The organism is Methanoculleus marisnigri JR1 (assembly GCF_000015825.1).
In the GTDB taxonomy this organism is placed as follows: Archaea; Halobacteriota; Methanomicrobia; order Methanomicrobiales; family Methanoculleaceae; genus Methanoculleus; species Methanoculleus marisnigri.
In genome coordinates this window covers 1,134,081-1,160,410 of the sequence record NC_009051.1, presented here as the reverse complement: position 1 = coordinate 1,160,410, position 26,330 = coordinate 1,134,081, and the positions used below count along the sequence as shown (strand labels likewise).

Sequence of the window (26,330 nt, the reverse complement as noted above, 5' to 3'; positions counted from 1 at the left end):
TCTTCACCTCTCGTTGCACGCGATGCAGGGGTCGCTGCTGATGAACGTCGACGTCACGTCCGCGATCGACGCGGCGTCGACGATCATCGAGTGGGCGCAGGCCTCGATGTTCATGATCGACGGCGTTCTGATTGCTATATCGACCACCCTGCCGTATTCGTCGGTCTTGATGGTGTAGGTCAACTCGCCCCGGGGAGCCTCGCCGGCATACGAGGCCTCGCCTGCCTTGCAGAGGCCGCCGCCCCGGATGGGGCCTTCAGGGAGGGTCTCCACGCATTTCCTTATCAGGTCGATGCTCTGGAAGACCTCCTGGAACCGGACCATGACCCGGGCGAAGTTGTCGCCCTCCGTCCGGGTTATCTGGGTAAACCCGAGTTCGCGGTAGGTCGGGTGACGGAGGCGGAGGTCGGAGTCCTCGACACCGCTCGCCCGGGCGGTGGGGCCGACGGTGTGGGCGCGGATCGCCTCTTCCCGGCTCATGTACCCGATCCCCTTGCTCCTGAGCGCAATCAGCGGGCCGGTCTCGAAGATCCGGACGTAGCGCTTCATCTCCTCCTCCACCTTCGCGAGATCGGCGAGCAGCGCCGCGGCGTCCTCCGGCAGGAGATCGAACCGGACGCCGCCCGGGATCATGTAGGCGGTGTTGATCCTCGAGCCCGTGATCCGCTCCAGGTTGTCGAGCACCGTCTCCCGGATGTTTAAGAGGTACATCGCGAGCGTCTCGTGCTCGATCGTGTAGCAGTAGGAGAAGTTCGCGAGGATGTGGCTTGCCATCCGGTCGAGTTCGTTGACGACGACCCGGAGGTAGGCCGCACGCGGCGGAACCGGGATATCACTGATCTCCTCCATCGTCTCGATGAAGACCATGTTGTGGACGACCGAGCAGATGCCGCAGACCCGTTCGGCGAGAAACATCACCTCCTGCCAGGGCCGCCCTCGCATGATCCGCTCGATCCCCTTCTTCATGTAACCGAGTTCCAGCTCGGTCTTGAGCACCCGCTCGCCCGCCGTCTCGCACTTGAGGCGGACGGGCTCCTTCCAGCAGGGGTGCATCGGGCCGAGCGGGATGGAGACGTCGACGGTCTTCTTCATGGCTGTTTCTCCTCGTAATCCTTGAATATCAGCGGCGCGACCGAGAGTATGGCGTTCAAGATCTCCGTAGGGCGGGGCGGGCAGCCCGGCACCTGTGCAGCTATCGGTATGTACTTCTCGACGGGCGGGCTCGTCAAGGTACCTCTTCGGGCATAGACGCATCCCGATATGGGGCAGTTGCCGATGGCAACGGCCACCTTCGGCTCCGGGATCTTGTCCCAGATGTCGCGGAGTTTGTCCACCCACTGGGGGGTGACCGAACCGATCACCAGGAGGACGTCGGCCTCCCGGGGGTTGTTGTGGACGTAGATCCCGTACTGCTCGATGTCGTAGCGCGGCGCAAGGCAGGCGAGCACCTCGATGTCGCAGCCGTTGCACGACCCGACGTCGACGTAACTGACGTGGATCGATCTTGAGCGGACGGTGTTCTTGATCTTCTGGAGGATGCTCATGAGCGGATCGCCTCCCTGAGCCGTTCTTTTCCTCTCGCGATCGCCTCTTCAAAGGGCATCTCTCTGGTCATTGCTGTTGCGTCACTGTAAATCGTCTGCATCGTTTCCGTATCCACGAGGGGTATGAACCGGGTGAAGAGTTCGTAACCGAGTTCTTCCGCCACCGGATCGCCGTCGTCCGCGTGCCGCTGCCCCATCTGCCACCGGGATTCGAGGTTCTCGAGCAGGGACATATCGAACCGCCGGATCAGCACCATGCGGAGTTTCGCATCGCTCATCCCGAGCCGCTCTGCGATCGCCCGGACGGCCTCGTCGTGCTTCGTGCTCGTCAGGATGTTGTACTTCATCTGCCGGAGGTCTTTTTCGTAGAGGTACTTCACGCGAGCACCCCCAGAGCAATCGCCGCCGCGTAGGCGGGGAACCCGAGCACCATCACCCAGAGCAGCGCTACCTCGTAGCGGTTCAGGGCGAGTTCGTCGTGCATCCAGGTGAGGCCCGCAACGACGGCGAGCAGGACGACTCCCGCCAGTGCCTGGCCGGCCACGCTCGCGTCCCGGGCGACCTGGACGAGGAACACCACGACGTAGAAGGCCGCCCCCGCCGTGATCAGGAGCCGCAGCGCGTTCATCCCATGACCACCCCGAGGATGACGATGTAGATGACGAGCGCTCCCGTCACCAGGGTCTGTATCGTCACGGTGTCGTAGGGCGAGAGCATGGGAGTGACGGCGCAGACGAACGAGAGCGATACCAGGACGAGGAGCATCACGAGCAGCGTCAGCCAGAGCGGCAGAGCCCCGATGAAGATGAGGACGAACGCGTAGAGGAGCACGTAGGTCTTGAGGGCGTACGCCACCTCGAGCCCGGCGCGCCAGACCCCGAAGTGTTCGGTCATGTTCCCGCTCACGATCTCCTTCGCCTCGATGATCGAGAACGGGCCGTAGTGCATCTTGGAGAGGATCACGAGGTACATCGCCACGGCCGCCGGGAACGCGAGGATGAGGAGCGGGCCGTGAACCTCCTGGTAGGCCGCGATATCCGCGATCGAGAGCGAGTGGGTGAAGAAGTAGATCGCGACGACGGTGACGAGGAGCGGGAGCTCCGACGCCGCCGATATGACCGACCGGATAGCCCCGAACTTCGTGTAGGGCGAGCCTGTCGAGAGCCCCATCCCGTGCTCCACGATCTTGTGGAGAAGGTAGACCGCAAAGAGGAGGAGGATGCTCCCTCCCGAGAGGAGGATGAAGAGGGCTCCGCTCCAGATGGCGATGGCGACGAAGACGATCCCCACAAAGAGCGTCTGGCTGGCCGTCTTTGGTATCCAGGTCTCCTTGAAGGAGAACTTCAGGGTGTGCAGGATCTCCTGCCAGATCGGCGGTCCGGGGCGTCCCTGGACTCTCGCGATGACTTTCCGGTGGATGCCGTGGAAGAGCAGGCCGATGAAGGTGGCAAAGAGCAGGTATTCGATCATGTCAGTATCCTATGAACGGGATATCTTCTTCTCCGGGTTTTGCGTTCCACCACAGTGCGATGAAGATGACGAAGGCAGGGAACATGACGACCGCGACGAGTTCGGCAGCCCATACCGGGAGGTGGCCGAGAGCGGCAAGGAGCCCGGCTGCTACCGCGATGCCGCCCGCCGCAAGTCCAATGACCAGTGATGTCTGTTTCTTCATGGCCAATCACATCGATATGACGATCTCCGTTACGCGCAGGAAGAGGAGGAGCGAACTGACGTGAACCATCAGGATGAACGGCGCTCCCTGCGCCCTCGTGATCTCCGCCTTTGCAATGTAGAACGGCGCCATCCCCTCCCCCATGACGCCGAGGACCAGGAACGCCTTCGCGATGAGGGGTACCGCCATCGCGCCGCCGAAGAGTTCCCACATGCTCAGCGTGCCGGTGCCGGCGAGGACGATCGCCGCGCCCCCGAAGAGCGGGACGGTGGCGAGCATCGCGACGATGCCGTACTGGAACGCGGCGTTTAAGACGTGCCGGTTCCGGTAGGCCGCGACGATGCCGATGTTCGTGATCCCCACCATCGAGGCGAAGAGGGTGAAGTTGAAGACGTCCCCGGTCACCACCGCCCCGAGCGTAGCGAGCCCGCAGGCGATCGCCATGAACCGCTGGAACCGCAGGAGGTCCGGGTCGACCACCTTCGTGTAGTAGGCGTCGCCGCCGAACGCGATGTCCACCTGACGCTCCGGGCGGCTCACGATGACGAGAACCGTGAAGATGAGCGCGAAGACGAAGAGCGCCGCGGTGTAGGGGCTGAAGTAGGCGACGATGTCGCCGAACTCCAGTACGAAGAGGTCCGGCCCGCCGATGTTCGCCGTGGGGAGATCAAACATCCGGACCACCCCGCCGCATCGTCCCGACAAGGGACATCTTCGCCATCACTTTGATGAGGATCGCCCCTCCGGCGATCATCACCCCGAAGAACCAGTACGCAGGGAGGAACATGAAGATGAAGAACGCTCCTATCCAGAACGCCCATGCGTAGCCGCTCACGGTCTCGATCAACTCGAACTGCTCGGCGTGCCCCCGGCACATGAAGTAGAAGACCGCGCCGACCGCGGCGATCGCTCCGCCGGTGAACCCCGAGAGGACGATGCCGTAGGCGACCAGGATCAGCGCGAGGATGCCCGGAGCGCTGTCCATCACCTCGATCCGGAACGGCGGCCCCGTCGGCGCCCGGAGCCCTTCCTTCGCGATGTAGACCTCCGAGACGGCCATCAGTTCGGATATCCCGACGACGAGCCCGGGGAGGATGAGCGCCTCGGCGAGGTCGGTGGCGACGAGCGCGATCAGGACGAGGGCGAGGATCTCCGCGAGGTCGGTGAGGAGGATCCGGTGCAGGTCGTCCTTCTCCCGGACGAGGGCGGTAAACCCAATGACGATCGAGGCCGCGACGACGACGAGGCCGACCGGGTAGGCGATATCCATCAGTCATCCCTCCTGAAGAGGTAACTCGCGATCCCGAACGCCACGAAAAGGATGCTCGTCTCGACGACGGTATCCAGCCCCCGGGTGTTGTAGAGGATCTCGTCGATGATGCCGCCCGGGTGAGCGACGATCGTCGTTCCCATATGGTGGGTGGTGTCGGCAAGCCACTGGCTGAACGGGGTCAGGTAGGCCGTCACGTATCCGGCGTAGGGCGAGTTCTCCGGGTACTGGGCCTTCACGGGGGTCGTCCCGAAGGGCACGCCGCCCCGGTCGTAGGGGTCGAGGGTGCTTGCCGGGTCGAGGGTCTTTTCGTAGAGCTGGTCGTCGTGGTAGGCGATGAACGGCAGGCTGACGAGGCCGAGCACGACGACGACGATCGCGAGGAGCGCGTAGAGCGAGGTGAGGTTCTCGACCCGTGAGATTATCGCCGATATCCGGGTGATGATCGACCGGTTCGGCGTCATTCTGCTGCCTCCTTGCGTTCGATCGCCCGGACGAGGACGAAGGTCGAGATCGCCGTGACCCCGATGAACGTCAGCAGGGCGAGCATCTCGTCGTAGGCGAGCATGATCAGGAGGAGGCCGAACGCGGGGATCTCGAGGCTGATCAGCCTCCCGAGATAGGTCATCGGGCGCGGGAACCCGGCGGCGATCACCCCGATGATGAGGATGATGCAGCCGAGGACGAACTCAGGCATCATTGGCATCCCTCCTGCAGATCAGCAGTATGATGATCGTGGTGACGGGGACGATCAGGCTAACGGCGATGAGGACGTCCAGGTAGCCGCGGGCGGCGATGAACGGCGCGATGCCGCCGAAGACGATCCCGACGGCGATCAGCTTGCCGAAGCGGTCCCGCTGGAGGTGGGCGCTCACCGCCCCGATGAGCGCCACGGCCGCGAAGAGGAGGACGAGGAGGTCATCCACGCCGCTCACCCCCCGCGTAGGTGCTCGCTATGGCGTTCGCCTCGAGCGTGGAGCCGACGAAGTAGGCCGCAGCCGCGACGAGGGCGAGCGGGTGGTCGAGCAGCAGGACGACCGTCCCGGCGATAGCGAAGTTCATGACGTTGACGTAGGGGAGTTTTCTCCCCGTGTTCTTCTCGACGGTGGCCCTGATCGCGGCAAAGACCGCCAGAGCGGCGACGATGTAGATCGCGATCACTCTCTGACCCTCCAGAGCCGTGCGAGAAGCCGGCTCGCGTGGGCGTGGGAGAGCCCCTGGATGGTGAGGATGGCGATCACCATGCCCGCGATGAAGTCCGTTGCGGCGAACCCGACCAGCGTGAAGCCGTAGACGACGAACGTGGCGAGGACCGCGCCGGTGGTTCCGGCATAGCCGGGGTCGTGGCAGATGCGGTTGCCGATGAAGACGAGCGCGGCCGCGACGAGCCCGCCGGGGATGCCGGCGACGTAGACGCCGCATGCGGCAAGGAGCGTCCCGGCCGAGGCGTCGGGGGAGCAGACGATGTTCCCCATCATGGTGCCGCCGGCGAGAGCGCCGCCGCCGGCCTCGATATCCCGCGCGATAGCCGACGCTCCGCTGACGCCCCCCGCTTCCGGCAATTTGAAGAGAATATCGACGGTAACGAAGAGAATCCAGCTGACAGCGGCCGCCGCCAGGATATGGAGGATCTCACCCAGCATTATCACTCAACTACTGGAAAATACGGTCAATCTATTCAATAAAGGTTTTGTTGTTAACATTTCGGGCGTTATTCGACCCGAATGCGCCTCAGGCGTGCCTCCGGCATGACAGCCACCGGTTAATTTTGTATGTTGTGTAATGAATATTATAAACCATATATTTTTCCACGGATGCCCTCGGGGCCGCCCTGTGCCTCAGATCGCGGATAACACAAGATCCGGGGGGGTCGGACCGGTGCCGGGCGCGGGGGGGGTGCCGCAGATCGTGCGCCCGGCGGCGGACCCCCGTACCGGCGGCGGGGAGCAATTATAATGCTCCCGGCGCCGACACTATATGCAGGCGGGGGTTGCCGAGCCAGGTCAAAGGCGCTGGATTTAGGGTCCAGTCTCGAAGGAGTTCAAGGGTTCGAATCCCTTCCCCCGCATTACCGTCTTTGTACATCACATACGCATGCGTTGTCCCCGGATTGTATGCCGGCCGCGCCTCTCTTCACGCGCTCTCGCTCCTGCGTCGTTTGCATCCTACCCGAATCTTCACCCTATCGTGCTCCAGTATCGTCCTTCGGCCGGACGTTCACTGCCTTTGCAGCCCACTCGTTCTTCTTCCGGTTAAACGACGGAACAACGTCGAATACAACCTTGCTCCGGTCCTCCGGTGCCCAGGTGAGCTCTTTCTTGAACCCGATGTATCCGTCAGCGTCCGGCGGGTTGATGAAGAAGTACTCGCGGTCCGGATGCCCGAGAAAGATCCTGCCAACTACCCCCTCCGCAAGCGGCTTTTCCCGCTCATGCTGCGCCGTCAGGGGACTCTGCCCGGTTTCGCAGCTGCTCCAGTGGCGGCTGCACCGATAGGTGAGTTCCTCAACGGAGTCCTCGATCGAAGAGATGGCGTTCTCATCGAGGCGCTGCTGCAATTCAGGAGGAATGGACCATGACATCCGCATCCGCAGGGCTGTCACCAGCGTATAGTGGTCGCGGGCCGCGTCCAGGCGACCGACCTGCTTGAAGATGTCACCCATCTCCATAAAGTATCCGACCATGAACTCCGGGCGCTGCCCTGCCTTCGCGGCCCGGGTCATCAGTGTCAGCGCCTCTTCCGGACGGCCGAGCTGGTGGACGACCTTCCCATACTCGAAGAGGTGGTAGAAGTCCGGCCGGACATTCCGGCAGAGTTCGTCAAACGTCTCTGCCGCCTTTTCGTACTCGCCGATGCCTGCATATGCCCTGGCGAGATCGTATGCAAAGAATTTGTACTGATTGGGGAACCTCTCAATCGCTTCACGGCAAAAAGGAAGGGCGTCTTGCGCGCGCCCCGTTCCGATGAGCCCCATGTTCCGGTAGTGATACCAGCGGGCAAGGTAACTCCAGCCTTCTTTTCCGTCGGGGAGCTTCATCCCCGTTGGGCTGAGCAGCAACGGATCGACCCGCGACGTCCATGCCGCCAGCGTATGCCAGTCTTTGGCATCTTTTGCCGGTCTCATGATGGCGAAGGCGATATGGCTCACCGCCTGTGGTGGTGGGTTTCTGGAGAGAGCCTTCTCTCCGCAGGCATGGAGCACCGGGACAGACGCCCCGTTCTCTGCCATTCCCTTGACATAGTCGGCGTATGCCCACGCGACCTCCAGGTTTACCCAGTTGTGATCGGGGTAACGCGCGGCGATATCGTCGGCGAAGGTCATCGCCTCGTCGAGGCGGTGCAGTTTCCGGAGACAGTGCAACAGGCCCGCAGCAGTATATTCGTTGTAATACTGACCGTCCCAGAGATCACGATAGATCTCCAGAGCATCTTTGCATCTCCCGCTCTTCCTCAGCTCGTTCGCTTGCCGTGAGCGGTCTTCAGGGGTGTCCATTTCAATCCCTCCTTATGTTCTGGATTTTTCCCGAGGCATAATTAAAGAATGCCATCTCCACATCGGCGTCCAGCCAGATCCCGCGCTCGCGAAGACCTGCACTGATGAACGCCTCCGGGTGCGGGCACGGTTGGCCTGCTGCATTGAGCTCTGCTGCTGTGTAGGACAGGATGGCGGTCCACGTGCCGTATTCTCCCGGCCAGCCCTGTTGGCCGGAGAGGATCGCCCAGCGCCCATCAACGGGTGTCGCGATCAGGTCAAGGAGGTGCAGGTGGCCGGTGTCCCCCGCACCGAAGGCCCGGACGATCCGGGTGTCGATCGCTCCGAAAAGTTCCGGCGCTGCGAACCGCAGGAGGTTGCTGGTATAGGTGGGGCCAAACCCCCGGATCTGGTCGCCAAGTACACGAATGGCGTTCTCCGGGTTCTCCCGTACCCATCGGGCAACCTTTCCGTCCTCAAAGAGGGCGATCCGGATCGGAGCAAGCGCCCGGATCCGCTCGATGCCCGGCAGCCCGCCCCACCGCGCGATCGCTTTCAGGTGTTCCTCAGAGAGCGTTCCGGCCCTTGCGGCGTCACCGGTCCCACGCTCAAGCCGGCAGATGTCGGGGAATCCATTCTGCCACACATCCCGCTTCCATGCATACTTGCGGTAGAGTTCTGCAAAATCGCAGGTCGCGATCAGGTCGCTGATCCGGTTTTTTATCGATGGTTTAAGTGTCTGGTCATTCATTTCTGATCCCTCGTGCGAGCAGGGCTCCCCCATCGCCCTGTCCCATTGTTGTATACGCACAGGGAAACCATTAAAAAATTCACGTGACTATTGTGAATATTGTGAAAACTCTTGATCCCATTCAGCCTGCCAGGGCCGATGGCCTGAACGAGCGGGTTCACCTGATCCCGCTCGGCCACGAGATCGACCGGGCCGTAAAGCCGTTCAATACATACCGGGCCGAGCGTGCATACGTCATCGTGGTTCCGGACAACGCCGATCTGGACGAGCAGATGCTGGAGAAGCAGCGGCACTACACGAAGAGGGTCTGTGAGGGGCTGCTGGCGGCGGGTGTCCACCCCGAGGTCACCTACTGCAATATGTTCGACATCCTTGATGTGCTCCGGGTCGTCTCCTCCCTGATCGTGAGAGAGAAGCGGCAGGGGAACGACGTCCTGATCAATATGTCGGCCTGCGGCAGGATGACGTCGGTGGCCGTCACCATGGCGGCGATGGTGCACGGGGTTACGGCGTACTACGTGCATGCGGATCGCTATGCAACGGGTGGTGATGCCGCGCTCGAGGTGAACCACGGTCTGAGTATCGTGGAGACCGGGCGGGTTGAACCGCTGTACAACTTCTCCATCATGATGCCGGATGCCGAGTGCCAGTTGCTGCTGTGCGAACTCTACCGGCGGGGGCAGGGGATGACCAGCGAGGGTCTCTTCGACTTTTGCCACAAGAAAGGATTTGAAGGGTACGGCGAATTGCCGCCGGAAAAGAGGAACAAACCTGGCGAATACAGTTCAGGGCCGAAGAACCGGGAACTCCTCAACAGGACGAACCGAAAATACCTGCATAAACTGGAAGCCACAGGCTACATCACGCGCATCTGGACCGGCAGGCGATTTTCTGTTCACATCACCGATGCCGGGAAGTACATTGCCTGTGTGAGCGGTCTGCTTGAGGGGAACGTCGAATAAACTGGGATAGATGGATGGCGGTTTCCTCTGTATTTCGTGTGGCCCGTTGATGGAGGTGCCCGGCGGAGGGTGAATAACGAGTTCCTTCTCGGTCGTTCCATCCTTGCCGGAGGAGGGCCTTTCTTTCACGAGACGGGTGTGACCGGCGCGGGCGGTCAGGATATTGGTTCAGCAGAAGGACGCGCCAGGGTGAGAAAATCTACCCGGTCGAAATCCCGGTCATTCGTGGCGAAATAGTCAATGTGGTGATTGCGTGCAGACGCAGCATGCAGAGCATCAGAGAAGAGCAGTCCATACCGTTGCGAGATCAGGAGCGCATCGCCCGGAAGATTCGAGGTTTCAAGGACCGTGAGATTGTACTCTTCCAGTATCTCTCTGGCCATGACGTATGGAGTGTTCAGATCGAGTAAGATCTCAGGGTATTTCTTGATGTAAGCAATCGCTTCCCGTGGCGAGAGATGCTTCTCCGTATATAACTCCGTGAGGAGGGCTTTGTGGAAGAATTCGTCCAAGACAGTGGCGTTGATATATCCCGTAATATCCCCTGCCTGTATCTTTTCAAGAAGCCTCTCACACGATAGAGAGAACCGCGTAGTGGTATAGGCGTAGAGGAGGATGTTGGTGTCAAGAAACACCGTTCCCTCTTCCAGATCAGCTATGTTCATCAGTACAGCTCTTCAAGGTCTTTCTCGGCCAGTTTCAGGATGTATTCTTCAGGAGCATAGAGTTTTGTCATTTTTTTAGGGTGTTTCCTCAACCTGACTACCACTCGCTCTTCCCCGGGTTTCAGGGGTCGGTCGAGCTGGATTGTCGTGTCGTCGATCAGTCTTCCGTCGACTTCTACCGGCATTGTCCCCACTCCATGGATCACTATTGCCGCCGGGAAAATTAAAGGTTCTTCGCTCCTGTGTGCGGGGATTGATGCGGCCGGTACGGGTGATGGATGGGATGCGTGGCGACCGTGGTGAAGCCCTGCGCCAGCTTCCTCATGCAGGAGGACTGGCTCCTGCATCAGGCCGCCCCCTCCACAACCGCGATCTCCTCCTCCATGAGCCCGTACAACTCATACACCAGCCTATCGATCTGCCGGTCGGTCGCATAGATCATCCCGGCGAGCACCTCCTTCTCGTGCGGGGCCTTCGCCGCCGCGAGGCGCCTGTTCAGGTCGAGCATCTTCTCGACGAGGGCGACCATGCGGTCACGACGGGGTGAGAAACAGCGTAACTAACGTTAGGCTTCGTTAAGAATCGACTGGATTTCTCGCTTAAGAACCGGAAGATCATCGCGCAGGGTCAGGAACACCGCTTCGTAATCCACGCCGAAGTAATGGTGGACGATCTTATCCCGCATCCCCGCAGCCTCCCTCCAGGGGATCTCCGGGTACTCCCTGCGCAACTCCGGCGATGCCATCTTTGCCGCCTCGCCGATGATGGTCAGCATGCGCTCGATCCCGGCACGCTCCAGCCGGCGGTTCCGGAGATCCTCCGCCGATCCGATGCCTTCGGAGAACTCCTCGATGCTCAGTATGGCATCAAGGATGTGGTGAAGATATGCGGAAGTCCTCCGGCGTCATAGATCACCACGGCGTCACGGTAGATTGCATCGGCAAGGTACGGGCTCACGGCGTTCTCGGTGACGAGATCCACCTTCATGCACAGAGCCCGGGCAAGCTCGTCCTCGATCCGGACAAGCGAAAAAAGGCTTTTTTTGCGGGCGAACCGGACAAGGATATCGATATCGCTCGACGGGTTGGCGGATCCCCGTGCATAGGAGCCGAAGACCGCGATCCACTCGGCATCGTTTCGGGTGAGTATCGCGATGATAGTCTCGCGTGCCATCCTGGTTAATGTGCGTCCTGCCACTCTGCCCACCCGTATCTATACTGGTTAGTATGACGCTCACCCGTATCAGTCTTTTGAGGGGCAAAGCGGCTCTCCGGGGGAGACCATGAGGTTCCGGATCACTCCGTCCTGTACCAGGTCGTCCGCCAGGAACTCCTCGTAGTCCATTCCCCGGGTGTATCGGTCAATTCTCCTGATAGCCTCGAAGGTTGATCGTGGAGGTAGAGGTTATATTCCCGGGACATACCGAACACTTCTGAGGATATGTGGTGCGAGAGCCGGTTTTATGGCATCGCGGTCGACGAGGTCGACTCTCCTCCCGAAGAGATCTTCGAGGAAGAACTTGAGGTCCATATACGTGTCAAAAGAACGCCCCCCTTCCTCGAACTCGATGAGAATATCGATATCGCTCTCTTCATGCCCCTCGTCCCGGGCAAACGACCCGAAGACCCCGATCTGCCGAACGCCCAGGCTCCTGATCCGTTCGCGGTGTTCCGCCAGCGCACCGAGAATGCCGTCAGCCGTAAGCATGCCGTATCATCTCCGATATACGTATCAGTACAGCTCTTCAAGGTCTTTCTCGGCCAGTTTCAGGACGTATTCTTCAGGAGCATGAAGTTTTGTCGTTTTTTTAGGGTGTTTCCTCAACCTGACCACCACTCGCTCTTCCCCGGGTTTCAGGGGTCGGTCGAGCTGGATTGTCGTGTCGTCGATCAGTCTTCCGTCGACTTCTACCGGCATTGCCCCCACTCCATGGATCACCTTTACCGTCAGGGAAAACTAAGAGCTTTTCACTCCCATGCAGACACCGCAAGCGGAGGGAGGGTCAGTTCCTCGCAAGATTAGTTCTTACGCTGTTTTGCTACATTTTATTGGTAATATCAAACGGGACACTATCATTTTCACTGAATTCCAAGTAAGTATGGAAAAAATGCCACTGAATCTCCCGCCTTTCAAACCCGACCTTCTCGAATATATCATTAATAATGTCGTTCAAACATAAAACAACGTTTGGTCGTTTACTAACATCAGGAGAAAGGATAAGATCATCTGCCAAGTCTCCATCGCTCCAAATTGCATGACGACCATTGAGGTCTGTTATAAGGAATGCCTGAAAGCCGCTTCCGACTATCGTGAACGCATAAGGCATTGCCTCCAACAACCAAGCATAAAGCGACCTTAATTTTTCCAGAGGGATGCCACTTTTTCTAAATTCGCCAATAATACGTAAGGACGCAAGTTTAGTGGGGGTTAGATCTTTTATTGGTTCGGTTGACTTCCTCTCTGCCCCGAAAATTCTATTAATTTCATTGAGCTGCTTGCGAAAGTGCTTTTCTATACGTTCGCCAATGGGGCTTTCAAGGAGGTACCGTAATTGATTGATAATTGCTTTGTCATCGATAATCTCTCTGAGCCTTTGAATACAGATTTTCTCGAAATCTGGTTCCATTACCCATTTTAGCCATATGAACGGAAACGAATCTGGCTTCTTCCTAAAATATTCGTTGCTGAGTCTTGGATCCACTTCATAATCTAACAGAATTGCAATCTTTTTTTCCGCTGTTGACTGTTCAAGAAGCCGTAGATCTTGAGAAACTTGGGAGGGAGAAAAGAACAACTCAAAAACGATCCTTCTGCCGTTGAAAGAGAAAGCCATCAAATCATGGCGTCCGCCAGGTACACCATAGATCTCGGGTACAAAAGCTTCTTCGGGAATGACCTTTCTTAACAGGTACGTCAATCTTTCTTCAACTATAGAGTGTAATTGCCTTCTACTCCGAAGTTCCAGTATCGACTTTTCATACCCTTTGCCGTCAATGTTACTCATATAACTGACCTCTTCTTGAAGGAGACATCAATCAGCACCATATTCATGTAGCCGCTGTCTGGCTACACAACCCCCTCCACAACCGCGATCTCCTCCTCAGTCAGCCCGTACAACTCGTACACCAGCCTATCGATCTCCCGGTCGGTCGCGTCAATCATCCCGGCGAGCACCTCCTTCTCATGCGGGGCCTTCGCCGCCGCGAGGCGCCTGTTCAGGTCGAGCATCTTCTCGACGAGGGCGACCATGCGGTCGTGGCGGGCGACGTCGGCGGGGTCGGAGGGGTCGATGGGGTGGATTGGGATCTGAGAGATATACATCGGTTTATACTCGTAATAGCCTCCTTGCTTCGTCGAGGAGATGAGATGGACAACAAAGTCAGCAACTTTTGAATTGAGTATGCCAAGTAGATAGATGTCAGTGCATGGGATTATGGATGTCTTATCGTTGGAGTAGATTGACCTTTCATCATACGTGTATGACCCCCTCTGAACTATTGCGGGAACGATGATCTTTGGCTTTTCAAATTCCAGATAGTAATCAATTGAGTCCTGAACCTCATACCATTGATAGGAACCTGCTTTTCTACCCAGCCATGGTTTATCTGACGGCCAATCTCTTGGCCGGGGTATGAGTTTTTCTTTATACTGTTTCAGATACCTTCCAATCGCGGGGTAACTATCGATGTTAATTCCACGCCGCGTAAAGATGAGATATTTGCTCAACTCTAATGGTTGATATCGCTTGACATCTCGGCCAGCGAGAAACGGCTTGATAACCTCCGCGCTCCGGGGGTCTTCGGCGATCAACCGCCCTCTCGTCGCCTCGTCGATCACGAAAGCCTCGTTCAGTCCGGTCAGGATACCCCTATAGATCTTCCCATCCACATACGTCCCCAGAGGAACCCCGGCGGCCCTGATCTTCAGAAGAAGCGCCTGCGTCTTCTCGTCGGCCAGAGACCACCCCTCCTCATCGAGATACGTCAGGTTTACCGGATACGCATGAGCCTTCACGTAGTCGGTGAGGTCCGGATAATCAAGGTTTTCCACCTGCACAGCATCGAACCACTCGCAGGGAGATCCGGCCCCGATCCGGAGGATGCAGGGATAGGTTGTTGCGCTCTCAAACACGGGAAGATCGCCGAAATCCATGATCTCCTCGATGCGCTGCTCTTTCAGCCACTGCCGGAGAGGTTTCCCGTAGTTCGCCCGCATCCACTTGTTCGCCACGATGTAGGCGAACTGCCCGCCCGGGCGGAGGAGCGAAACCCCCTTCTCGATAAAGTAGGTGTAGAGGTCGGCAACGCCGTGGTAGACCGCGTAATGCTTTTTCGCGTAGTCCTTGAACTCCCGCCCGAGGATCTCCTGGCGCACATACGGCGGGTTCCCGATCACCGCATCAAACCCACCCGCCTGCAGAATAGACGGGAAGGCCTGGTTCCAGTCGAACGCATTGATCCGGAAGATCGCATCCTCGTCGTCGAGGGTCATCTGCACATCATTGTAGATGTCGGGACCAACGAGCGAGTTCCCGCACTTGATATTCTCATGGAGGGAGGGAAGCACCCGCTCCTCGGTGATCGTCAGCTGCTTGCCTATCCGCTCGGACTTCTCGCCCTCGAGCACCTTCAGGAGGAGCGAGAGTTTCGTCACCTCCACTGCCTGCGGGTCGATGTCCACACCGTAGATGTTGTTTAAGAGAATCCGCTTCTTCTCCTCCGTCGTCAGCCGCCAGTCGGTATCGGTCACCTGGTAGACCGGAAGGATGTACTCGTCCCCCCGCTTCTTCTTACCGCGGCCGTTCTTCACCGGCGCAGGCCTGGCCGGCAGAAGTTCCAGCACCGCCGGATCGGTCATCTTCTTCCCGCTCGCGAGCAGCGGGACCAGGTTGTCCATGTACCACGCAAGGTGCCAGTCGAGGAGGTACTGGTAGGCGCCGAGGAGGAACGACCCCGAACCGCAGGCCGGGTCGAGGACGTGGAGGCCTGCGACCGCCTTCGGATCCTTCCCCTCGACCAGGTTCCCGACGGTCTGCTTCACGATATACTCTACGATGTAGGTCGGCGTGTAGAAGACCCCGCCCGCCTTCTTCACCTCCGGCTTCTCCTCGACCTTCGCCTGGTGCCCGGCCGTCAGGCGGATGACCTTCCCGAGGAACTGCTCGTAGACCTGGCCGAGGATGTCCGCCGGGAAAACCGAGAACTCATATGGCGAGTCCGGGTAGTAGAGGTGGCTGATGATCTGCTTGAGCACCTTGTCGTCGATGGCAAGGGAGAGCGTCAGGTTGTCCGGCTCTTCTCCCCGGCCGGCTTCCCCGGAGAAGTGAAACAGCCCGGAGTTGTACCGGTCGTCTGCATACCGGAAGAGCAATTTCAACTGCTCATAGACATCTTTCCCGGCGGCGATTCTCTTCAGCTGCCCGTACTCCTCGATCCCGCGGTCTTCGCAGATTCTGAGGAAGATGATCCGGTCGATCGTCTTCTGGACCGCTGCGTTCAATTCCCTGACCGAGAGATCCTTGTTCCGGAGCGCGATGTTCTTCGCGAGAATATCACGCCACCCCTCGATCTCCGCGAGGAAAGCATCGTCGATGCCGGCGGTGCCCTTTCCGCCCTTCTTCTGTTTCAGGTTATCGACGTAGTCGTCATACCCCCCGGTCAGGATGCCCTGCTTGGAGAAGATCGCCGCAATCTCGTCCCATTTCTCGACATAGTCGGTGTAGCGGTAGTAACCGATCCTCTTCACCGACGCCTTATCCTTCGGTGAGGGTTTCGCCGTACAGTCGTAGATGATGAACTCCTCGAAGTCCGTGAGCAGGCTGACCGGCAGTTTCGCGCTCCAGGCATACCGACGCACCTGGTAGGCTGGCTCCGGGTTCTCCTTGAGATTCACGGCGGGTTTCTTCGCCTCGACGAAGAACTTGCGCATGCCGCCGATCCGGAACGAGTAGTCCGGCGCTTTGGTGGACTTCTCCACCCTGACGGTGTCCTCGTGGATCACGTCTTTGTAGCGCTCATCGAGCCCCGAGCGGTTGTTCACGTCCCAGCCGAGCGCCTCGAAGAAAGGATCGATGAACTCTTTTCTGACCTGGAACTCGTTGTAGGACTGTGACGTATACTTTGCATAATACTGGTCGAACCGCTTGACCAGATCGACTATTTCGGGGGGAGCGGGCATGGCGATCAATGGAATATAGAAAGGAGGCAGCCATTAGGGTTTCCATTTATTCACGCAGTTCGCCGGCCGCCTGAAGAGAGAACATCTCGGCCCGCACGGTTCCGCTCTCCCTGCTCGTGCAGGGCTCCGTCCGGCTGAAACATATCGCAACGGCCGGGAGGCTCGGGGAGAATCCCCCCCTCACGCCAGCTCGTGCCGCCGCAAAAACTCCCGAACCTGCCTCGACTCGATCCAGCCCCGGTCGAGATCCGTGATGTAACTGTTGATCCGGTGGACCTGCTCGCGGATCCTCCCCGTGGCCTTCTGTTCATCGAGGAGTTCGCTCATCCCGAGGATCACCTGGAGCGGCTGGCGGATATGGTCGCCGAGGATCGCGAACTGCTCGATGTTCCGTTCGATCTGCTCGAACGCATGCTGCCGGAGTTGTTCGTTCTGTTTCCGCTCGGTGATGTCCCTGCCGACAACGTGCACCCCGATCACCGACCGGTCGCGGACGATCGGGGACTCGTTCAGTTCGAGGCAGGCCGCCGATCCGTCTTTCCGGTGGAACTCAATCTCGAGCCCCTCGACCGGCTCGCCCCGGGCAATCTTCGTTCGCCCCTCCTCCCAGGCGGGGAGCGACCCGGGGACGACGAAGTCCCGGCACCTCCTGCCGATGATCTCATCGGGCGTGTAGCCGAGGATGCGGTTCACCGCCGGGGAGATGTAGGCGATCCCGCCCTCGTTGTAGCAGGTGTAGATCATATCGAAACTCTGCTGCATGATCTCCCGGAACTGCGACTCGCTCTTCTCGAGGGAGTCCCATGCCTGGAACCGCTCAATCATGCTTCCGAGCCGTCCGGCAACGATATCGAGCAGCGCCCGCTCTTCGGCGAGGAACGGGCCTTCGTCCCTCTCCGGCCTCTCGTGGAGGTAACAGACCTCCACCATCCCGACCGTCTCCCCGCGGACGACGACAGGAGATACCTGCCGCCAGGGCGTCTCCGCGAAGCGTTCCGTCGCAAACCGATGCCCGTGCACCGTGATCCTCGCGACGGTATCCTCCGGGTACTCCCAGCCGGAGGGGAGAACCCGGACGACTTCACGGAAGACCTCGTTGAGCGAAGGCTCCGATCGCCGCTCGATGATCCGGGATATCTCATACAGGATCGAGAGTTCCTTCACCCGCTCGTTCAGGTCGTGCGTCCGCCTCCGCAGGGCATCCTCCCCCCGCTTCTTCCCGGTGACGTCCCGTGCAACCGCCGCAACCCGGATGACGTTGCCCTGCTCGTCGGCGGCCGGGTAGAGGACGACGTCGTACAGCCGCCCATCCCATGCGTCCTCGAACCGTGCAGGTCGGCCCGACGCGACGACATCCCTGAGGCGTGCCGCGTACACCGCCGCCGCATCCGGCGCGAAGAACTGGAGTATGTTCCGGCCGATGAGATCCTCCCGGCTGCGCGCAAACCGCCGTGTCGTCATCTCGTTGGTGTCGAGGAGCCTGCCATCCCTGTCGAGGAGGACGATCATCTCGCTCGGGGCGTTCAGGAGCGCCCGGGCCGTCGCCTCGCTCTCCCGGAGTTCGTCCTCGGCACGCCTCCGGTCGGTGATGTCGTAGAGCTGCTCGACGATGAACGCCACCTCGCCCTTCTCATCCAGGATCGGGCTTGAGCGGCACTCCAGGTACCGCCCGAGTTCGGGCACGAACTTCTCCACGACCTCCCGCTTCCTGCTCGCGACCGCAAGCTCCGTCGCACAGACCGTGCAGGGCGACGTCCTCCCGAGGAGGTCGTAGCACTTCCGCCCCGCCACCTCCTCCGGCGTCATCCCGAGCATCTCGTAGCCGGCGCGATTGTAGCGCAGGATCGTCCTGTCCGGCCGCTGGACGCCGACGATATCGCCGAGGTTCTCGAAGAGCCCCTCGAGCAGGGTGTTCGCCTCCGCGAGGCGGCGGCATGCCTGCTCCTCTCCGGTGACGTCCTGCCAGGTGACAGTGGCGCCGGAGACGGCCCCGTCCATGATGATCGGCGAGGCGGATACGACGGCATGAAGATCTTCCCCGCCGGGATCGTGGATGGTGTAGCGGCAGGATGCAAGCCTCTCTCCCCTGAGCGCCCGGTGCCCGGGGAGTTCGCCGGGAGGAACCGGTTCGCCGCCGGGGTACCCGAGCGATACGTCCAGCCTCCCGAGGAGCGCCCGGGCAATTCGATCCTCCTCGCCCGGGCCCGCCGCGACCACCCCGCCGCCGGCGTCGTAGACGATCCCCTGCCTGCCGACGGCGGCAAGAAGGGCATCGCGCTCCAGCCCTGCGCGGGCGGCACGGACGGCAAGATCACGGTTCTCGTCGATCAGGGCCTCGATGCCCGCCGCCAGCCTCTCCCGCGACCGGCGGTCGAGGACGGGAGCAGCGTCCTGCAGTATCTCCAGAAGGTTCCCCGGTAATTCGTCTCGCAGTTTCTCCATATTTCACCCCGGAAACGGTTCCGGCACCCGGATACCATCCCGCTTTTCGTGCTCGCCCGGCAGGCGCACCCCCGCGTTCCAAATGGCTGCGAGCGCTCTTTGACCGGATTCGCCGGGTGGACGGCGTCTCCCGGACGGTTTGATCGGCGCGGCGCGGGTACGAGCCGTCGAACCGTCAACCGCCGGGACGAACAATGCAGACATCAATATATTTTTAATCAGATAAAAGGGGTTGGCATCGCAATCCTTAACCGGGGGTTGAGCGCGGGTGGAGTACAACCGCGGTAGACGACCACAATGTAGATAACCGATACGCGTACCTCCGTGATGCGGCGGGAGAACCCCGCACCGGGTGCGAGAATGCACCATCGCAAAAACCACTTCTTCCCGGAGCATCCCGGCAGAAAGGCATTGCCGGCGGCACACAGCCAGTTCGCGATCATAGCTCCCGACATCGGGCTCATATTCCTCTTCATCGCGCTGGTCTCCTGCTCACCGTTTCTGGTCGCCCTCTGGTACGGCGAAGAGAGCATCCTTCTCCCCATGGCCTCGGCGCCGGCGGGATTCGGCATCGTCGGTGTATGGCTTGCCGGCGTCCCGAAGGTGGAGGGAGAAGCACGCCTCTCCGTCGCCCTCTCGGCGGTCGCCCTGATCTGGCTTGCCGCCGCCCTTATCGGCGCACTCCCCTACACGTTCGGCCTCAACCTCCCCTACACCGACAGCGTCTTCGAGGCGATGTCGGGCTGGACGGGCACGGGGTTCTCCCTCCTCCCGTCGGTCGACGCCACGCCGAAGACGATCCTCTTCTGGCGGTCGCTGACCCAGTGGATGGGCGGGCTCGGGATCGTTGCGTTCACCATCGCTCTCGCGGGCAGATCGGGCCTGACCCGGTTCCGGCTCTACCGCTCGGAAGGCCGGTCCGAGACGTTCATGCCGGGCGTCGTGACCACGGCCGTCGAGATGTGGCGGATCTACCTGGTGCTCACCGCCCTCGGCATCGGGCTCGTCCTCCTCTCGGGCATACCCCTCTGGGACGCCGTAAACATCGTCATGACGGCGATATCGACCGGCGGATTCGCGGTGCATTCGGCCGGCATCCTCTACTACGACAGCCCGCTGCTCGAGATGCTCGTCGTCCCGGTCATGATCGCCGGAGCGCTGCCGTTCAAACTCTACTTCCTCCTGTACTACAAGAAGAGGTTCCAGTTCTTCTCCGACCGGCAGGCGATCCTCCTCTTCGCCCTCATCATTGCCGGGTGCGCCGCCGTCACCCTCGACCTCGCAACCGTCTCGGCCCTCCCGCCCGCCGAGGCCCTCCGGGAGGGGATCTTCATGACCGTGAGCGGCATCACCTGCACCGGGTTCCAGAACGCAGACCCGCGGAACTGGTACGGCTCGACGGTGATGATTCTCGCCGCGCTGATGTTCGTCGGCGGATCGGCCGGGAGCACCGCCGGCGGGATCAAACTCGGCCGGGTCACCCTCGGTCTCGAGACGCTCCGGTGGTGGTTTAAGAGGCTGCATACCGGCTGGCGGGCGATCACCCCGCTCCGGCACGACGGGCGGGCGATCCTCGAACACCTCCCGGAGTACGAGGTCTCGAAGAGCATGCTCGTCGTCGTCCTCTTCGCCCTGACGGTCGCGATCGCCACCCTCCTCCTGCTCCACCTCGCCCCGCAGGACGGATTCGACTCCGCCGACATCATCTTCGAGGTCGTCTCCGCCGCATCCAGCGTCGGACTCAGCACCGGGTTCGTGAACCCCGGGATCTCCCCCGCGGCAAAATGGCTTTTTATCATCGTCATGTGGGCAGGGAGGCTTGAGATCGTTCCGGTCATCGCTCTTGTCTTCGGGGCGGCGCGGAGGCTGTAGATCGCGAGGTTCCATGAAGATTGCAGTTCCCGGGCGTTTAGCAGGGAGAGGATACCGGGGAGGGAGAGCCAAAAAAGGGATTGGGGATGCCGGCAGTTCAGTTCTTCTTAGCCTTGTCCTGAACCTTCTCCGTCTTCTTATCCTGCTTCTTATCCTGGGGCTTCCTGTCCTTTGCCATGACACACCTCCCTCCCGAGGTGGGATAGATCTGATGTTATCCGGCCGGGATATAAATATAACGGACATTTCGCCACGTTACGCAGAATCGGGGCAAAATAAGGTGATTTTTACCGGCATTCTGGCTATAGCGGGAGAGGGGGTCGCACCAGAGCGCCCTATGCCCCGCGCCCGGAGCCGGAGAGCGTGTAGAGTACGACGAGAGTGAGTGCCCCCACCACCTCGACGCCGATCACGAGGGGGACTACCGGGATCGTGCCGGCAATCGCGAAGCCTCCGGGTATCGGACCGATATCGGCCGGTGTCCCTGCAGGTGCCGAGCCCGGCTCGGCGAGCCAGTCGCAGAAGAGCGCTGCGCCGACCGCAAGCATGACGACCGCCATGAGTATGAAGATGAACAACCCGAGTATCTCGGTCTTCCGGAGTGTTCTTCCTGCAATGCGCATCGACGACATCTTTGAACCCCTGCTCTCATGCATCGTTATCACCCCGCATCCTCTGTCCGGCGGTTACGGTTCCGGGCAGGGGCATACTCTCTATTGCCATCCCGGGAGATCCCGGTAGATCCGGGTTCGCCCCGTTTGCCGGCGTAGAATTGTCGACGCGCCGGCAGACGGCCGGCGGGCGCAATTCTACATGATTGAACATGACAATACTATGAGACAACTTATGTATTTAATGGTTTGCCTCACCCCCTCCACCACGCCCGGAGACCCCGATTCACGGAAATCGGGGTACTCAACCCGGGTTCCGGCGGCCGATACGGCGGGATGAACCGCCGGCGGGGAGGGGCGCCCCTCTCGCGGACAAAACTGCCGCCGGAGAGAGTACTGCGGGAAAGATGTAGAATACACCAAGATTTTTATTCGTTTCGCCCCAACGAGTATAAGAATGGCCCGCATCTACCTCGGCAAGATCCTGCTTCGCTGGTGCGACGCATGCCACGCCCCCGTGCTCTCCGGGGTCTGCGCCTGCGGCGCCCCCACCCGCCCGGTAGCCGTCACGCCGCCGGGAGACGCCCGGCCCGCGTTCCCCGACGACATCGAGCGGATCAACCGTATATTCCGCGAGCATTTCGGAGCGGCGCTGATACCGGAGGGCCATATCGCGCTCCTGAACAAGGTTCCCGCCGACGACCGGATGGACGAGATCGTCCTCGGCGGGGCGGTCGTCGGCGCGGTCCGCTACTTCCCCGACGAGCACCGCTGGGAGCCCCTCCCGCGCCCGGCCGCCGCGAATTACCTGAAGCCGACGAAGCGCTACGTCGTCGTCGACGACGGCGCGATCCCGTCCATCCGTGAGTCCGGGGCAAGCGTCCTCGCACCGGGCCTCGTCTCGATCGACCCCGCCGTCGCCGAAGGCGACGAGGTCTTCATCCTGACGAAGGCCGGCGAGTGTGTCGGCGTCGGCAGAGCGAAGGCCGACGCCGCAACCGCCGGGACGATGGAGCGGGGAGTCATCGTCAGGACGCGAAAGAACGCGCCCTCGGTCTGTGTTCCCGGAGAAACGACGTGGGACGACGCCGTCAGGGCAAACGAGCCGGTTCTCGCGGACTACGAGGCCAGAAGCGTCCGGTTCGTCCGCGAGGTCGCGGAGCAGAACCCGCAAAGGGCCACGGTCTCCTACTCCGGCGGCAAGGACAGCCTCGCGACCCTGCTCGTTGTCTTAAAAGCGCTCGGCCCGGTGCCGCTCCTCTTTGCGGACACGGGGTTCGAGTTCCCCGAGACCTGCGAGAACGTGGACGCGGTGGCGGAGCGTTACGGGCTCGAAGTCTTCAGGATCTGCGACGAAGAGGCGTTCTGGAAGACATTCGAGGAGAACGGTCCGCCTGCCGTCGACAGCCGCTGGTGCTGCACGGTCTGCAAACTTCACCCTGTCGGCCGCCTGATCGACGAGAACTGGGGAGAATGCCTCTCGTTCATCGGGCAGCGGAAGTACGAGTCGGTGCGGCGGATGCAGAGCAGACGGGTCTGGAAGAACTCCCATGTCCCGCAGCAACTCTCGGCGGCCCCCATCCAGCAGTGGACGGCGATGCACGTCTGGCTCTACATCTTCCGCGAGAAGGCGCCCTACAACCCCCTCTACGAGCGGGGGCTCGACCGTATCGGGTGTTTCATGTGCCCCTCGAGCGACCTTGCGACGTTTGCAATCATCGGGGAATCTCACCCCGAACTCCTGGAGATGTGGAATGGAAGACTCGCCCGGTGGCAGGAGAAGTGCGGCCTCTCCGAAGACTGGATCGAACGCGGACTGTGGCGGAAACGGGGAGATGCGGATGAAGAAGAGGATAGTTATAATTGATTACGGCCTCGGCAACCTGCGGAGCGTGCTCCGCGGTCTCGAGCGGGCGGGAGCGGCACCGGCGATCACGGCGGACCCGGAGGCGATAACGTCCGCCGACGGCATCGTCCTTCCCGGCGTCGGGGCGTTTCGGGACGGGATGGAGATGCTCGGCGGACTCGCAGGGACCGTTCTTTCCGCCGCGAACGAGACGCCGCTCCTCGGGATCTGCCTCGGGATGCAGATGCTCATGGACTCGAGCGAAGAGCACGGCATCCACCGGGGGCTCGGCCTCGTGCCGGGCGACGTCAAAAGGTTCGTCCCGGCCGGCGGGGAGAAGGTCCCCCACATGGGCTGGAACACCATCAGTATCGACCCAAAGACCCCGCTCTTTGACGGGCTCCACGAGGAGGAGTACGTCTACTTCGTCCACTCCTACTACGCGGCGGCCGCACCGGCGAACACCATCGCGAGCACCACCTACGTCCACCCCTTCGCCTCGGCGGTCAATAACGGGCTCACCTACGGCGTCCAGTTCCACCCCGAGAAGAGCGGGGCGGTGGGGCTGAAGATTCTTGAGAATTTTATCGAGCGAATCTGCTAGGGGGTTCCCGCTTTTTTTAACCCTGATGGGGTGGTGCGGTTGTTTGGTGAGCGGTGCAGCGGGGGTTGGCGTCGTACGTGACGGTAATCGAGTTTCGGTTCGGACAGATCACCGGCACTCACATCGGGGGCACGTATGTGTCCGCTTTGGGTGCGCCCCGGACACGGATTCCGAGGGAACTGCGCACCTGCGGTGCTCGTGCTCCCGCCCTTCGGGCCGGTCGCATATCGCCATGAGGGGAACGACTGTCCGAAGGACAGGAGTTTGAGCACCAAAGGTGCGAATTGGGGACAGGGGAGGGGGGATGCTCCCCCCTCCCCTGAAACCCCTCCCCCAGACGCGATATCCCCACGGTCCACTGCATCGTGATGTTTTCCTCGTTTGGTCACTCTGTTTACCACACCTCGCGACGCCTGAGCTATTCTGAAATGCTTCTACTATGAGTGACGATGGTTCATCAGAATCAGAATTCAAGCACCGTCACGCGCGATCCGCGCACCACCTAGCCGCATAAAAAGAAAACAGAGGGAACCCCGCTCAGTTCCCGTTATTACTCATCCGCAGTTCCTGGTCCCGCAGGACGTTCCTCTGGATCTTGCCGGATATCGTCTTCGGGAGTTCCTGGACGAACTCGATCGCCCGCGGGTACTTGTACGGGGCGGTGGTGTTCCGGACGTGGGCCTGAAGTTCCTTGACCAGCGATTCGGACGGCTGGTAGCCGGGCTTCAACACGATGAAGGCCTTGACGACCATCCCCCGGATGAGGTCGGGCGACCCGACGACCGCCGATTCCTGGACGGCCGGGTGCTCCATGAGGGCGCTCTCGACCTCGAACGGCCCGATCCGGTAGCCGGACGACTTGATGACGTCGTCGCTCCTTCCGATGAACCAGAAGTAGCCGTCCTCGTCCATACGCGCCTTGTCGCCGGTGTAGTAGTACCCGTTCTGGAACGATTCCCGGTTCGCCTCGGGGTTGTCCAGGTACTCAACGAAGAGCCCGACCGGCCGGGGGTCGAGTTTGACCGCGATCCGCCCTTCCTCGCCGGGGCCGGCCGGGTTGCCGTCGTCGTCGTGGAGCTCGATATGCCAGCCCGGTGCGGGTTTCCCCATGGACCCGGGCTTATGCTGCATGCAGGGGAACGTGGCGATGCAGCAGACGGTCTCCGTCTGGCCGTATCCCTCGTAGATGGCCTGCCCGGTGCCGTCCTCCCAGACGCGGATCACCTCGGGGTTGAGCGGTTCCCCGGCGCTGCAGCAGTGCCGCAGGTCGCGGAAGTCGAACTTGTCGAGATCGGCGAGGATCAGCATCCGGTAGACCGTCGGCGGTGCGCAGAACGTGGTCACCTCGTACCTCTCGATCAGCGGGAGGAGCTCGGTCGCGCCGAACTTCCCCCGGATATCGTAGACGAAGATGCAGGCTCCGGCGATCCACTGGCCGAATATCTTGCCCCAGGCGCACTTCGCCCAGCCGGTATCGGAGAACGTCAGGTGCAGGTCGTTCTCCGTGACGTCCTGCCAGAGCGAGGCGGTGATGATGTGCCCGAGCGGGTAACTCTGGTTGTGCAGCACCATCTTGGCCTCGCCGGTGGTGCCCGAGGTGAAGTAGATCATCATCGGGTCGATCGATTTCGTCTTCTTCGCGACCGGCATGCTGACCTTGTGGTGCGATACCGGTGCAGGGTACTCAATCTCGTGCGGGTAACTCGCCCAGCCCTCCCGCTCCCCGTCCGCGAGGAAGAGGGTGTCGAGCAGCGGGCAGGCATCGGCGACCTCGTCGACCTTCTCGGCATTCTCCAAGTTCGTGATGATCATCCGGAACTTCCCGGCCTGCACGCGATATTTGATGTCCTTCGGCGTCAGCATCGTCGGGCAGGGGCAGAAGACCGCGCCGAGTTTGATGAGAGCGATGACGAAGATCCACCATTCCGGGATCCGCGGGAGCATCAGCATGACCCGGTCGCCCTTCTTGATGCCGTACTTGAGGAGGATGTTCGCGGCACCGTTGGAGAGGTACCGCAGATCGCGGAACGTGTACTTCCGTTCTTCCCCTTCCTGGTTCACCCAGATCATGGCGAGCTTGTTCCGGTCGGTCTCGGCCCACCGGTCGATCACGTCGTAGCCGAAGTTGAACTGGTCGGGGACGTCGATCGTGAAGTTGGCGCAGGCGGCCTCGTAATCGGTCATATTCGGCTCCCGGGCGTTTGCAGGCTGTATCCCCGCGGGAACCGCGGTCTGCACGCCTTTCGCGGATGCACCGTCAAGATGCTTCGTGCAGAGGTCGTTGAGCCATTCCGACCGGGACATGCCCCGGTATTCGCGTATCCTGTCGATCGCTTGCACGAGGTCGTCATCCATCGTGACCGAGTATCGCACCATGCAGTACAGGTTTGTGGTGCAGCATATCACCTTTTTGATTCTTGCCGCACCACAATCCCGGAA

At 60.8% G+C, this 26,330-nt stretch carries 32 protein-coding genes and 1 tRNA gene; 5 read left to right on the top strand and 28 right to left on the bottom strand.

Features of this window, described 5'->3' with window-relative positions; genetic code table 11:
• Positions 1-3: 3 nt before the first annotated feature.
• From MEMAR_RS05800 to MEMAR_RS05740, 13 genes are read right to left on the bottom strand one after another with little or no spacing between them, the layout of a single operon-like run.
• Complete coding sequence (locus tag MEMAR_RS05800) at positions 4-1,092, bottom strand: hydrogenase large subunit (RefSeq protein WP_011844026.1); 1,089 nt, start codon at positions 1,090-1,092, stop codon at positions 4-6.
• Complete coding sequence (locus tag MEMAR_RS05795) at positions 1,089-1,544, bottom strand: NADH-quinone oxidoreductase subunit B family protein (protein ID WP_011844025.1); 456 nt, start codon at positions 1,542-1,544, stop codon at positions 1,089-1,091. The genes MEMAR_RS05800 and MEMAR_RS05795 overlap by 4 nt, the downstream gene beginning before the upstream one ends.
• A complete protein-coding gene (locus MEMAR_RS05790; RefSeq protein WP_011844024.1) occupies positions 1,541-1,924 on the bottom strand; it encodes a DUF1959 family protein in 384 nt (127 codons plus the stop codon). Before MEMAR_RS05790 ends, MEMAR_RS05795 begins: the two co-directional genes overlap by 4 nt.
• On the bottom strand, positions 1,921-2,172 hold the full coding sequence (locus tag MEMAR_RS05785; protein WP_011844023.1) for a hypothetical protein: 252 nt from the start codon (positions 2,170-2,172) through the stop codon (positions 1,921-1,923). The genes MEMAR_RS05790 and MEMAR_RS05785 overlap by 4 nt, the downstream gene beginning before the upstream one ends.
• Positions 2,169-3,014, bottom strand: a complete 846-nt coding sequence (locus tag MEMAR_RS05780) for a respiratory chain complex I subunit 1 family protein (protein ID WP_011844022.1) — start codon at positions 3,012-3,014, stop codon at positions 2,169-2,171. Before MEMAR_RS05780 ends, MEMAR_RS05785 begins: the two co-directional genes overlap by 4 nt.
• Before the next feature lies 1 nt (position 3,015).
• Positions 3,016-3,219: a hypothetical protein gene (locus MEMAR_RS05775; protein ID WP_011844021.1), complete on the bottom strand. Its 204-nt coding sequence runs from the start codon at positions 3,217-3,219 to the stop codon at positions 3,016-3,018.
• 6 nt (positions 3,220-3,225) lie between these two features.
• The gene (locus tag MEMAR_RS05770; protein WP_011844020.1) at positions 3,226-3,894 is read right to left on the bottom strand and encodes a membrane protein; all 669 of its coding nucleotides are present in this window, start codon (positions 3,892-3,894) and stop codon (positions 3,226-3,228) included.
• Positions 3,887-4,489, bottom strand: coding sequence for an EhaG family protein (locus tag MEMAR_RS05765; protein ID WP_011844019.1), 603 nt, complete (start codon positions 4,487-4,489; stop codon positions 3,887-3,889). Before MEMAR_RS05765 ends, MEMAR_RS05770 begins: the two co-directional genes overlap by 8 nt.
• Positions 4,489-4,953, bottom strand: coding sequence for a DUF2106 family protein (locus MEMAR_RS05760; RefSeq protein WP_011844018.1), 465 nt, complete (start codon positions 4,951-4,953; stop codon positions 4,489-4,491). Before MEMAR_RS05760 ends, MEMAR_RS05765 begins: the two co-directional genes overlap by 1 nt.
• Positions 4,950-5,189 (bottom strand): DUF2107 family protein, encoded by a 240-nt coding sequence (locus MEMAR_RS05755; RefSeq protein ID WP_011844017.1) that lies wholly within the window; start codon positions 5,187-5,189, stop codon positions 4,950-4,952. Before MEMAR_RS05755 ends, MEMAR_RS05760 begins: the two co-directional genes overlap by 4 nt.
• Positions 5,179-5,415, bottom strand: a complete 237-nt coding sequence (locus MEMAR_RS05750) for a DUF2108 domain-containing protein (protein ID WP_011844016.1) — start codon at positions 5,413-5,415, stop codon at positions 5,179-5,181. The genes MEMAR_RS05755 and MEMAR_RS05750 overlap by 11 nt, the downstream gene beginning before the upstream one ends.
• Positions 5,408-5,650, bottom strand: a complete 243-nt coding sequence (locus MEMAR_RS05745) for a DUF2109 domain-containing protein (protein ID WP_011844015.1) — start codon at positions 5,648-5,650, stop codon at positions 5,408-5,410. Before MEMAR_RS05745 ends, MEMAR_RS05750 begins: the two co-directional genes overlap by 8 nt.
• Entirely contained in the window at positions 5,647-6,132 is a 486-nt protein-coding gene (locus tag MEMAR_RS05740; protein ID WP_011844014.1) for a hypothetical protein, read from the bottom strand. Before MEMAR_RS05740 ends, MEMAR_RS05745 begins: the two co-directional genes overlap by 4 nt.
• A 340-nt stretch (positions 6,133-6,472) precedes the next feature.
• Here MEMAR_RS05740 and MEMAR_RS05735 point away from each other — a divergent pair.
• Positions 6,473-6,557, top strand: a tRNA-Leu gene (locus MEMAR_RS05735).
• 114 nt (positions 6,558-6,671) lie between these two features.
• Here the strand turns inward: MEMAR_RS05735 and MEMAR_RS05730 are convergent.
• Together MEMAR_RS05730 and MEMAR_RS05725 are read right to left on the bottom strand one after the other, a co-directional pair.
• Complete coding sequence (locus MEMAR_RS05730; protein WP_011844013.1) at positions 6,672-7,982, bottom strand: tetratricopeptide repeat protein; 1,311 nt, start codon at positions 7,980-7,982, stop codon at positions 6,672-6,674.
• A 1-nt stretch (position 7,983) separates the two neighbouring features.
• A complete protein-coding gene (locus MEMAR_RS05725; protein ID WP_143706333.1) occupies positions 7,984-8,712 on the bottom strand; it encodes a hypothetical protein in 729 nt (242 codons plus the stop codon).
• 92 nt (positions 8,713-8,804) lie between these two features.
• Here MEMAR_RS05725 and MEMAR_RS05720 point away from each other — a divergent pair, with 92 nt between their 5' ends.
• Positions 8,805-9,674, top strand: coding sequence for an HFX_2341 family transcriptional regulator domain-containing protein (locus tag MEMAR_RS05720; RefSeq protein ID WP_011844011.1), 870 nt, complete (start codon positions 8,805-8,807; stop codon positions 9,672-9,674).
• Positions 9,675-9,829: 155 nt separating this feature from the next.
• On the opposite strand, the gene MEMAR_RS05715 is transcribed toward MEMAR_RS05720, so the two are convergent.
• From MEMAR_RS05715 to MEMAR_RS12455, 11 genes are all read right to left on the bottom strand, one after another.
• Positions 9,830-10,339 (bottom strand): type II toxin-antitoxin system VapC family toxin, encoded by a 510-nt coding sequence (locus tag MEMAR_RS05715; RefSeq protein WP_011844010.1) that lies wholly within the window; start codon positions 10,337-10,339, stop codon positions 9,830-9,832.
• Entirely contained in the window at positions 10,339-10,686 is a 348-nt protein-coding gene (locus MEMAR_RS12950; protein ID WP_011844009.1) for a Rossmann-fold NAD(P)-binding domain-containing protein, read from the bottom strand. Before MEMAR_RS12950 ends, MEMAR_RS05715 begins: the two co-directional genes overlap by 1 nt.
• Positions 10,686-10,868 carry a hypothetical protein gene (locus MEMAR_RS05705; protein ID WP_011844008.1) on the bottom strand — a complete coding sequence of 61 codons (183 nt, stop codon included), beginning with the start codon at positions 10,866-10,868 and terminating at the stop codon, positions 10,686-10,688. The genes MEMAR_RS12950 and MEMAR_RS05705 overlap by 1 nt, the downstream gene beginning before the upstream one ends.
• A 36-nt stretch (positions 10,869-10,904) precedes the next feature.
• Complete coding sequence (locus MEMAR_RS05700; protein ID WP_235808173.1) at positions 10,905-11,171, bottom strand: HepT-like ribonuclease domain-containing protein; 267 nt, start codon at positions 11,169-11,171, stop codon at positions 10,905-10,907.
• Between the two features lie 23 nt (positions 11,172-11,194).
• The gene (gene mntA / locus MEMAR_RS05695) at positions 11,195-11,512 is read right to left on the bottom strand and encodes a type VII toxin-antitoxin system MntA family adenylyltransferase antitoxin (RefSeq protein ID WP_048063764.1); all 318 of its coding nucleotides are present in this window, start codon (positions 11,510-11,512) and stop codon (positions 11,195-11,197) included.
• 69 nt (positions 11,513-11,581) lie between these two features.
• Positions 11,582-11,683 (bottom strand): hypothetical protein, encoded by a 102-nt coding sequence (locus tag MEMAR_RS13310; RefSeq protein ID WP_011844005.1) that lies wholly within the window; start codon positions 11,681-11,683, stop codon positions 11,582-11,584.
• A gap of 60 nt (positions 11,684-11,743) precedes the next feature.
• Positions 11,744-12,046: a nucleotidyltransferase family protein gene (locus MEMAR_RS05690; RefSeq protein WP_011844004.1), complete on the bottom strand. Its 303-nt coding sequence runs from the start codon at positions 12,044-12,046 to the stop codon at positions 11,744-11,746.
• A gap of 24 nt (positions 12,047-12,070) precedes the next feature.
• Positions 12,071-12,256, bottom strand: a complete 186-nt coding sequence (locus MEMAR_RS05685; RefSeq protein WP_048063763.1) for a hypothetical protein — start codon at positions 12,254-12,256, stop codon at positions 12,071-12,073.
• Between the two features lie 121 nt (positions 12,257-12,377).
• On the bottom strand, positions 12,378-13,343 hold the full coding sequence (locus tag MEMAR_RS05680; protein WP_011844002.1) for a hypothetical protein: 966 nt from the start codon (positions 13,341-13,343) through the stop codon (positions 12,378-12,380).
• 62 nt (positions 13,344-13,405) lie between these two features.
• Positions 13,406-16,516 (bottom strand): Eco57I restriction-modification methylase domain-containing protein, encoded by a 3,111-nt coding sequence (locus tag MEMAR_RS05675; RefSeq protein ID WP_011844001.1) that lies wholly within the window; start codon positions 16,514-16,516, stop codon positions 13,406-13,408.
• Positions 16,517-16,696: 180 nt separating this feature from the next.
• On the bottom strand, positions 16,697-18,958 hold the full coding sequence (locus tag MEMAR_RS12455) for a PAS domain-containing protein (protein WP_011844000.1): 2,262 nt from the start codon (positions 18,956-18,958) through the stop codon (positions 16,697-16,699).
• A 360-nt stretch (positions 18,959-19,318) separates the two neighbouring features.
• On the opposite strand from MEMAR_RS12455, the gene MEMAR_RS05665 reads away from it, so the two are divergent.
• Positions 19,319-20,830 (top strand): TrkH family potassium uptake protein, encoded by a 1,512-nt coding sequence (locus MEMAR_RS05665; protein WP_011843998.1) that lies wholly within the window; start codon positions 19,319-19,321, stop codon positions 20,828-20,830.
• Between the two features lie 335 nt (positions 20,831-21,165).
• On the opposite strand, the gene MEMAR_RS05660 is transcribed toward MEMAR_RS05665, so the two are convergent.
• Complete coding sequence (locus MEMAR_RS05660) at positions 21,166-21,486, bottom strand: hypothetical protein (RefSeq protein ID WP_011843997.1); 321 nt, start codon at positions 21,484-21,486, stop codon at positions 21,166-21,168.
• A 412-nt stretch (positions 21,487-21,898) separates the two neighbouring features.
• On the opposite strand from MEMAR_RS05660, the gene MEMAR_RS05655 reads away from it, so the two are divergent.
• Both MEMAR_RS05655 and hisH read left to right on the top strand, forming a co-directional pair.
• Positions 21,899-23,308 (top strand): phosphoadenosine phosphosulfate reductase domain-containing protein, encoded by a 1,410-nt coding sequence (locus MEMAR_RS05655; RefSeq protein ID WP_011843995.1) that lies wholly within the window; start codon positions 21,899-21,901, stop codon positions 23,306-23,308.
• A complete protein-coding gene (gene hisH, locus MEMAR_RS05650; protein WP_011843994.1) occupies positions 23,283-23,891 on the top strand; it encodes an imidazole glycerol phosphate synthase subunit HisH in 609 nt (202 codons plus the stop codon). The genes MEMAR_RS05655 and hisH overlap by 26 nt, the downstream gene beginning before the upstream one ends.
• Positions 23,892-24,428: 537 nt before the next feature.
• On the opposite strand, the gene MEMAR_RS05645 is transcribed toward hisH, so the two are convergent.
• Complete coding sequence (locus MEMAR_RS05645) at positions 24,429-26,267, bottom strand: AMP-binding protein (protein WP_081432598.1); 1,839 nt, start codon at positions 26,265-26,267, stop codon at positions 24,429-24,431.
• Between the last annotated feature and the right edge of the window lie 63 nt (positions 26,268-26,330).

Coding starts and splice junctions, on each gene's coding strand:
- mntA (WP_048063764.1), bottom strand. CDS start 11,512: ATGGCACGCGAGACTATCATCGCGATACTCACCCGAAACGATGCCGAG.
- MEMAR_RS05725 (WP_143706333.1), bottom strand. CDS start 8,712: ATGAATGACCAGACACTTAAACCATCGATAAAAAACCGGATCAGCGAC.
- MEMAR_RS05780 (WP_011844022.1), bottom strand. CDS start 3,014: ATGATCGAATACCTGCTCTTTGCCACCTTCATCGGCCTGCTCTTCCAC.
- MEMAR_RS05645 (WP_081432598.1), bottom strand. CDS start 26,267: ATGGTGCGATACTCGGTCACGATGGATGACGACCTCGTGCAAGCGATC.
- MEMAR_RS05660 (WP_011843997.1), bottom strand. CDS start 21,486: ATGCATGAGAGCAGGGGTTCAAAGATGTCGTCGATGCGCATTGCAGGA.
- MEMAR_RS05755 (WP_011844017.1), bottom strand. CDS start 5,189: ATGATGCCTGAGTTCGTCCTCGGCTGCATCATCCTCATCATCGGGGTG.
- MEMAR_RS05760 (WP_011844018.1), bottom strand. CDS start 4,953: ATGACGCCGAACCGGTCGATCATCACCCGGATATCGGCGATAATCTCA.
- MEMAR_RS05795 (WP_011844025.1), bottom strand. CDS start 1,544: ATGAGCATCCTCCAGAAGATCAAGAACACCGTCCGCTCAAGATCGATC.
- MEMAR_RS05775 (WP_011844021.1), bottom strand. CDS start 3,219: ATGAAGAAACAGACATCACTGGTCATTGGACTTGCGGCGGGCGGCATC.
- MEMAR_RS05680 (WP_011844002.1), bottom strand. CDS start 13,343: ATGAGTAACATTGACGGCAAAGGGTATGAAAAGTCGATACTGGAACTT.
- MEMAR_RS05705 (WP_011844008.1), bottom strand. CDS start 10,868: ATGGTCGCCCTCGTCGAGAAGATGCTCGACCTGAACAGGCGCCTCGCG.
- MEMAR_RS05715 (WP_011844010.1), bottom strand. CDS start 10,339: ATGAACATAGCTGATCTGGAAGAGGGAACGGTGTTTCTTGACACCAAC.
- MEMAR_RS05675 (WP_011844001.1), bottom strand. CDS start 16,516: ATGCCCGCTCCCCCCGAAATAGTCGATCTGGTCAAGCGGTTCGACCAG.
- MEMAR_RS05770 (WP_011844020.1), bottom strand. CDS start 3,894: ATGTTTGATCTCCCCACGGCGAACATCGGCGGGCCGGACCTCTTCGTA.
- hisH (WP_011843994.1), top strand. CDS start 23,283: ATGAAGAAGAGGATAGTTATAATTGATTACGGCCTCGGCAACCTGCGG.
- MEMAR_RS05785 (WP_011844023.1), bottom strand. CDS start 2,172: ATGAACGCGCTGCGGCTCCTGATCACGGCGGGGGCGGCCTTCTACGTC.
- MEMAR_RS05765 (WP_011844019.1), bottom strand. CDS start 4,489: ATGGATATCGCCTACCCGGTCGGCCTCGTCGTCGTCGCGGCCTCGATC.
- MEMAR_RS05685 (WP_048063763.1), bottom strand. CDS start 12,256: ATGCCGGTAGAAGTCGACGGAAGACTGATCGACGACACGACAATCCAG.
- MEMAR_RS12950 (WP_011844009.1), bottom strand. CDS start 10,686: ATGCAGGAGCCAGTCCTCCTGCATGAGGAAGCTGGCGCAGGGCTTCAC.
- MEMAR_RS05665 (WP_011843998.1), top strand. CDS start 19,319: ATGCACCATCGCAAAAACCACTTCTTCCCGGAGCATCCCGGCAGAAAG.
- MEMAR_RS13310 (WP_011844005.1), bottom strand. CDS start 11,683: ATGGACTACGAGGAGTTCCTGGCGGACGACCTGGTACAGGACGGAGTG.
- MEMAR_RS05690 (WP_011844004.1), bottom strand. CDS start 12,046: ATGCTTACGGCTGACGGCATTCTCGGTGCGCTGGCGGAACACCGCGAA.
- MEMAR_RS05655 (WP_011843995.1), top strand. CDS start 21,899: ATGGCCCGCATCTACCTCGGCAAGATCCTGCTTCGCTGGTGCGACGCA.
- MEMAR_RS05730 (WP_011844013.1), bottom strand. CDS start 7,982: ATGGACACCCCTGAAGACCGCTCACGGCAAGCGAACGAGCTGAGGAAG.
- MEMAR_RS05740 (WP_011844014.1), bottom strand. CDS start 6,132: ATGCTGGGTGAGATCCTCCATATCCTGGCGGCGGCCGCTGTCAGCTGG.
- MEMAR_RS05800 (WP_011844026.1), bottom strand. CDS start 1,092: ATGAAGAAGACCGTCGACGTCTCCATCCCGCTCGGCCCGATGCACCCC.
- MEMAR_RS12455 (WP_011844000.1), bottom strand. CDS start 18,958: ATGGAGAAACTGCGAGACGAATTACCGGGGAACCTTCTGGAGATACTG.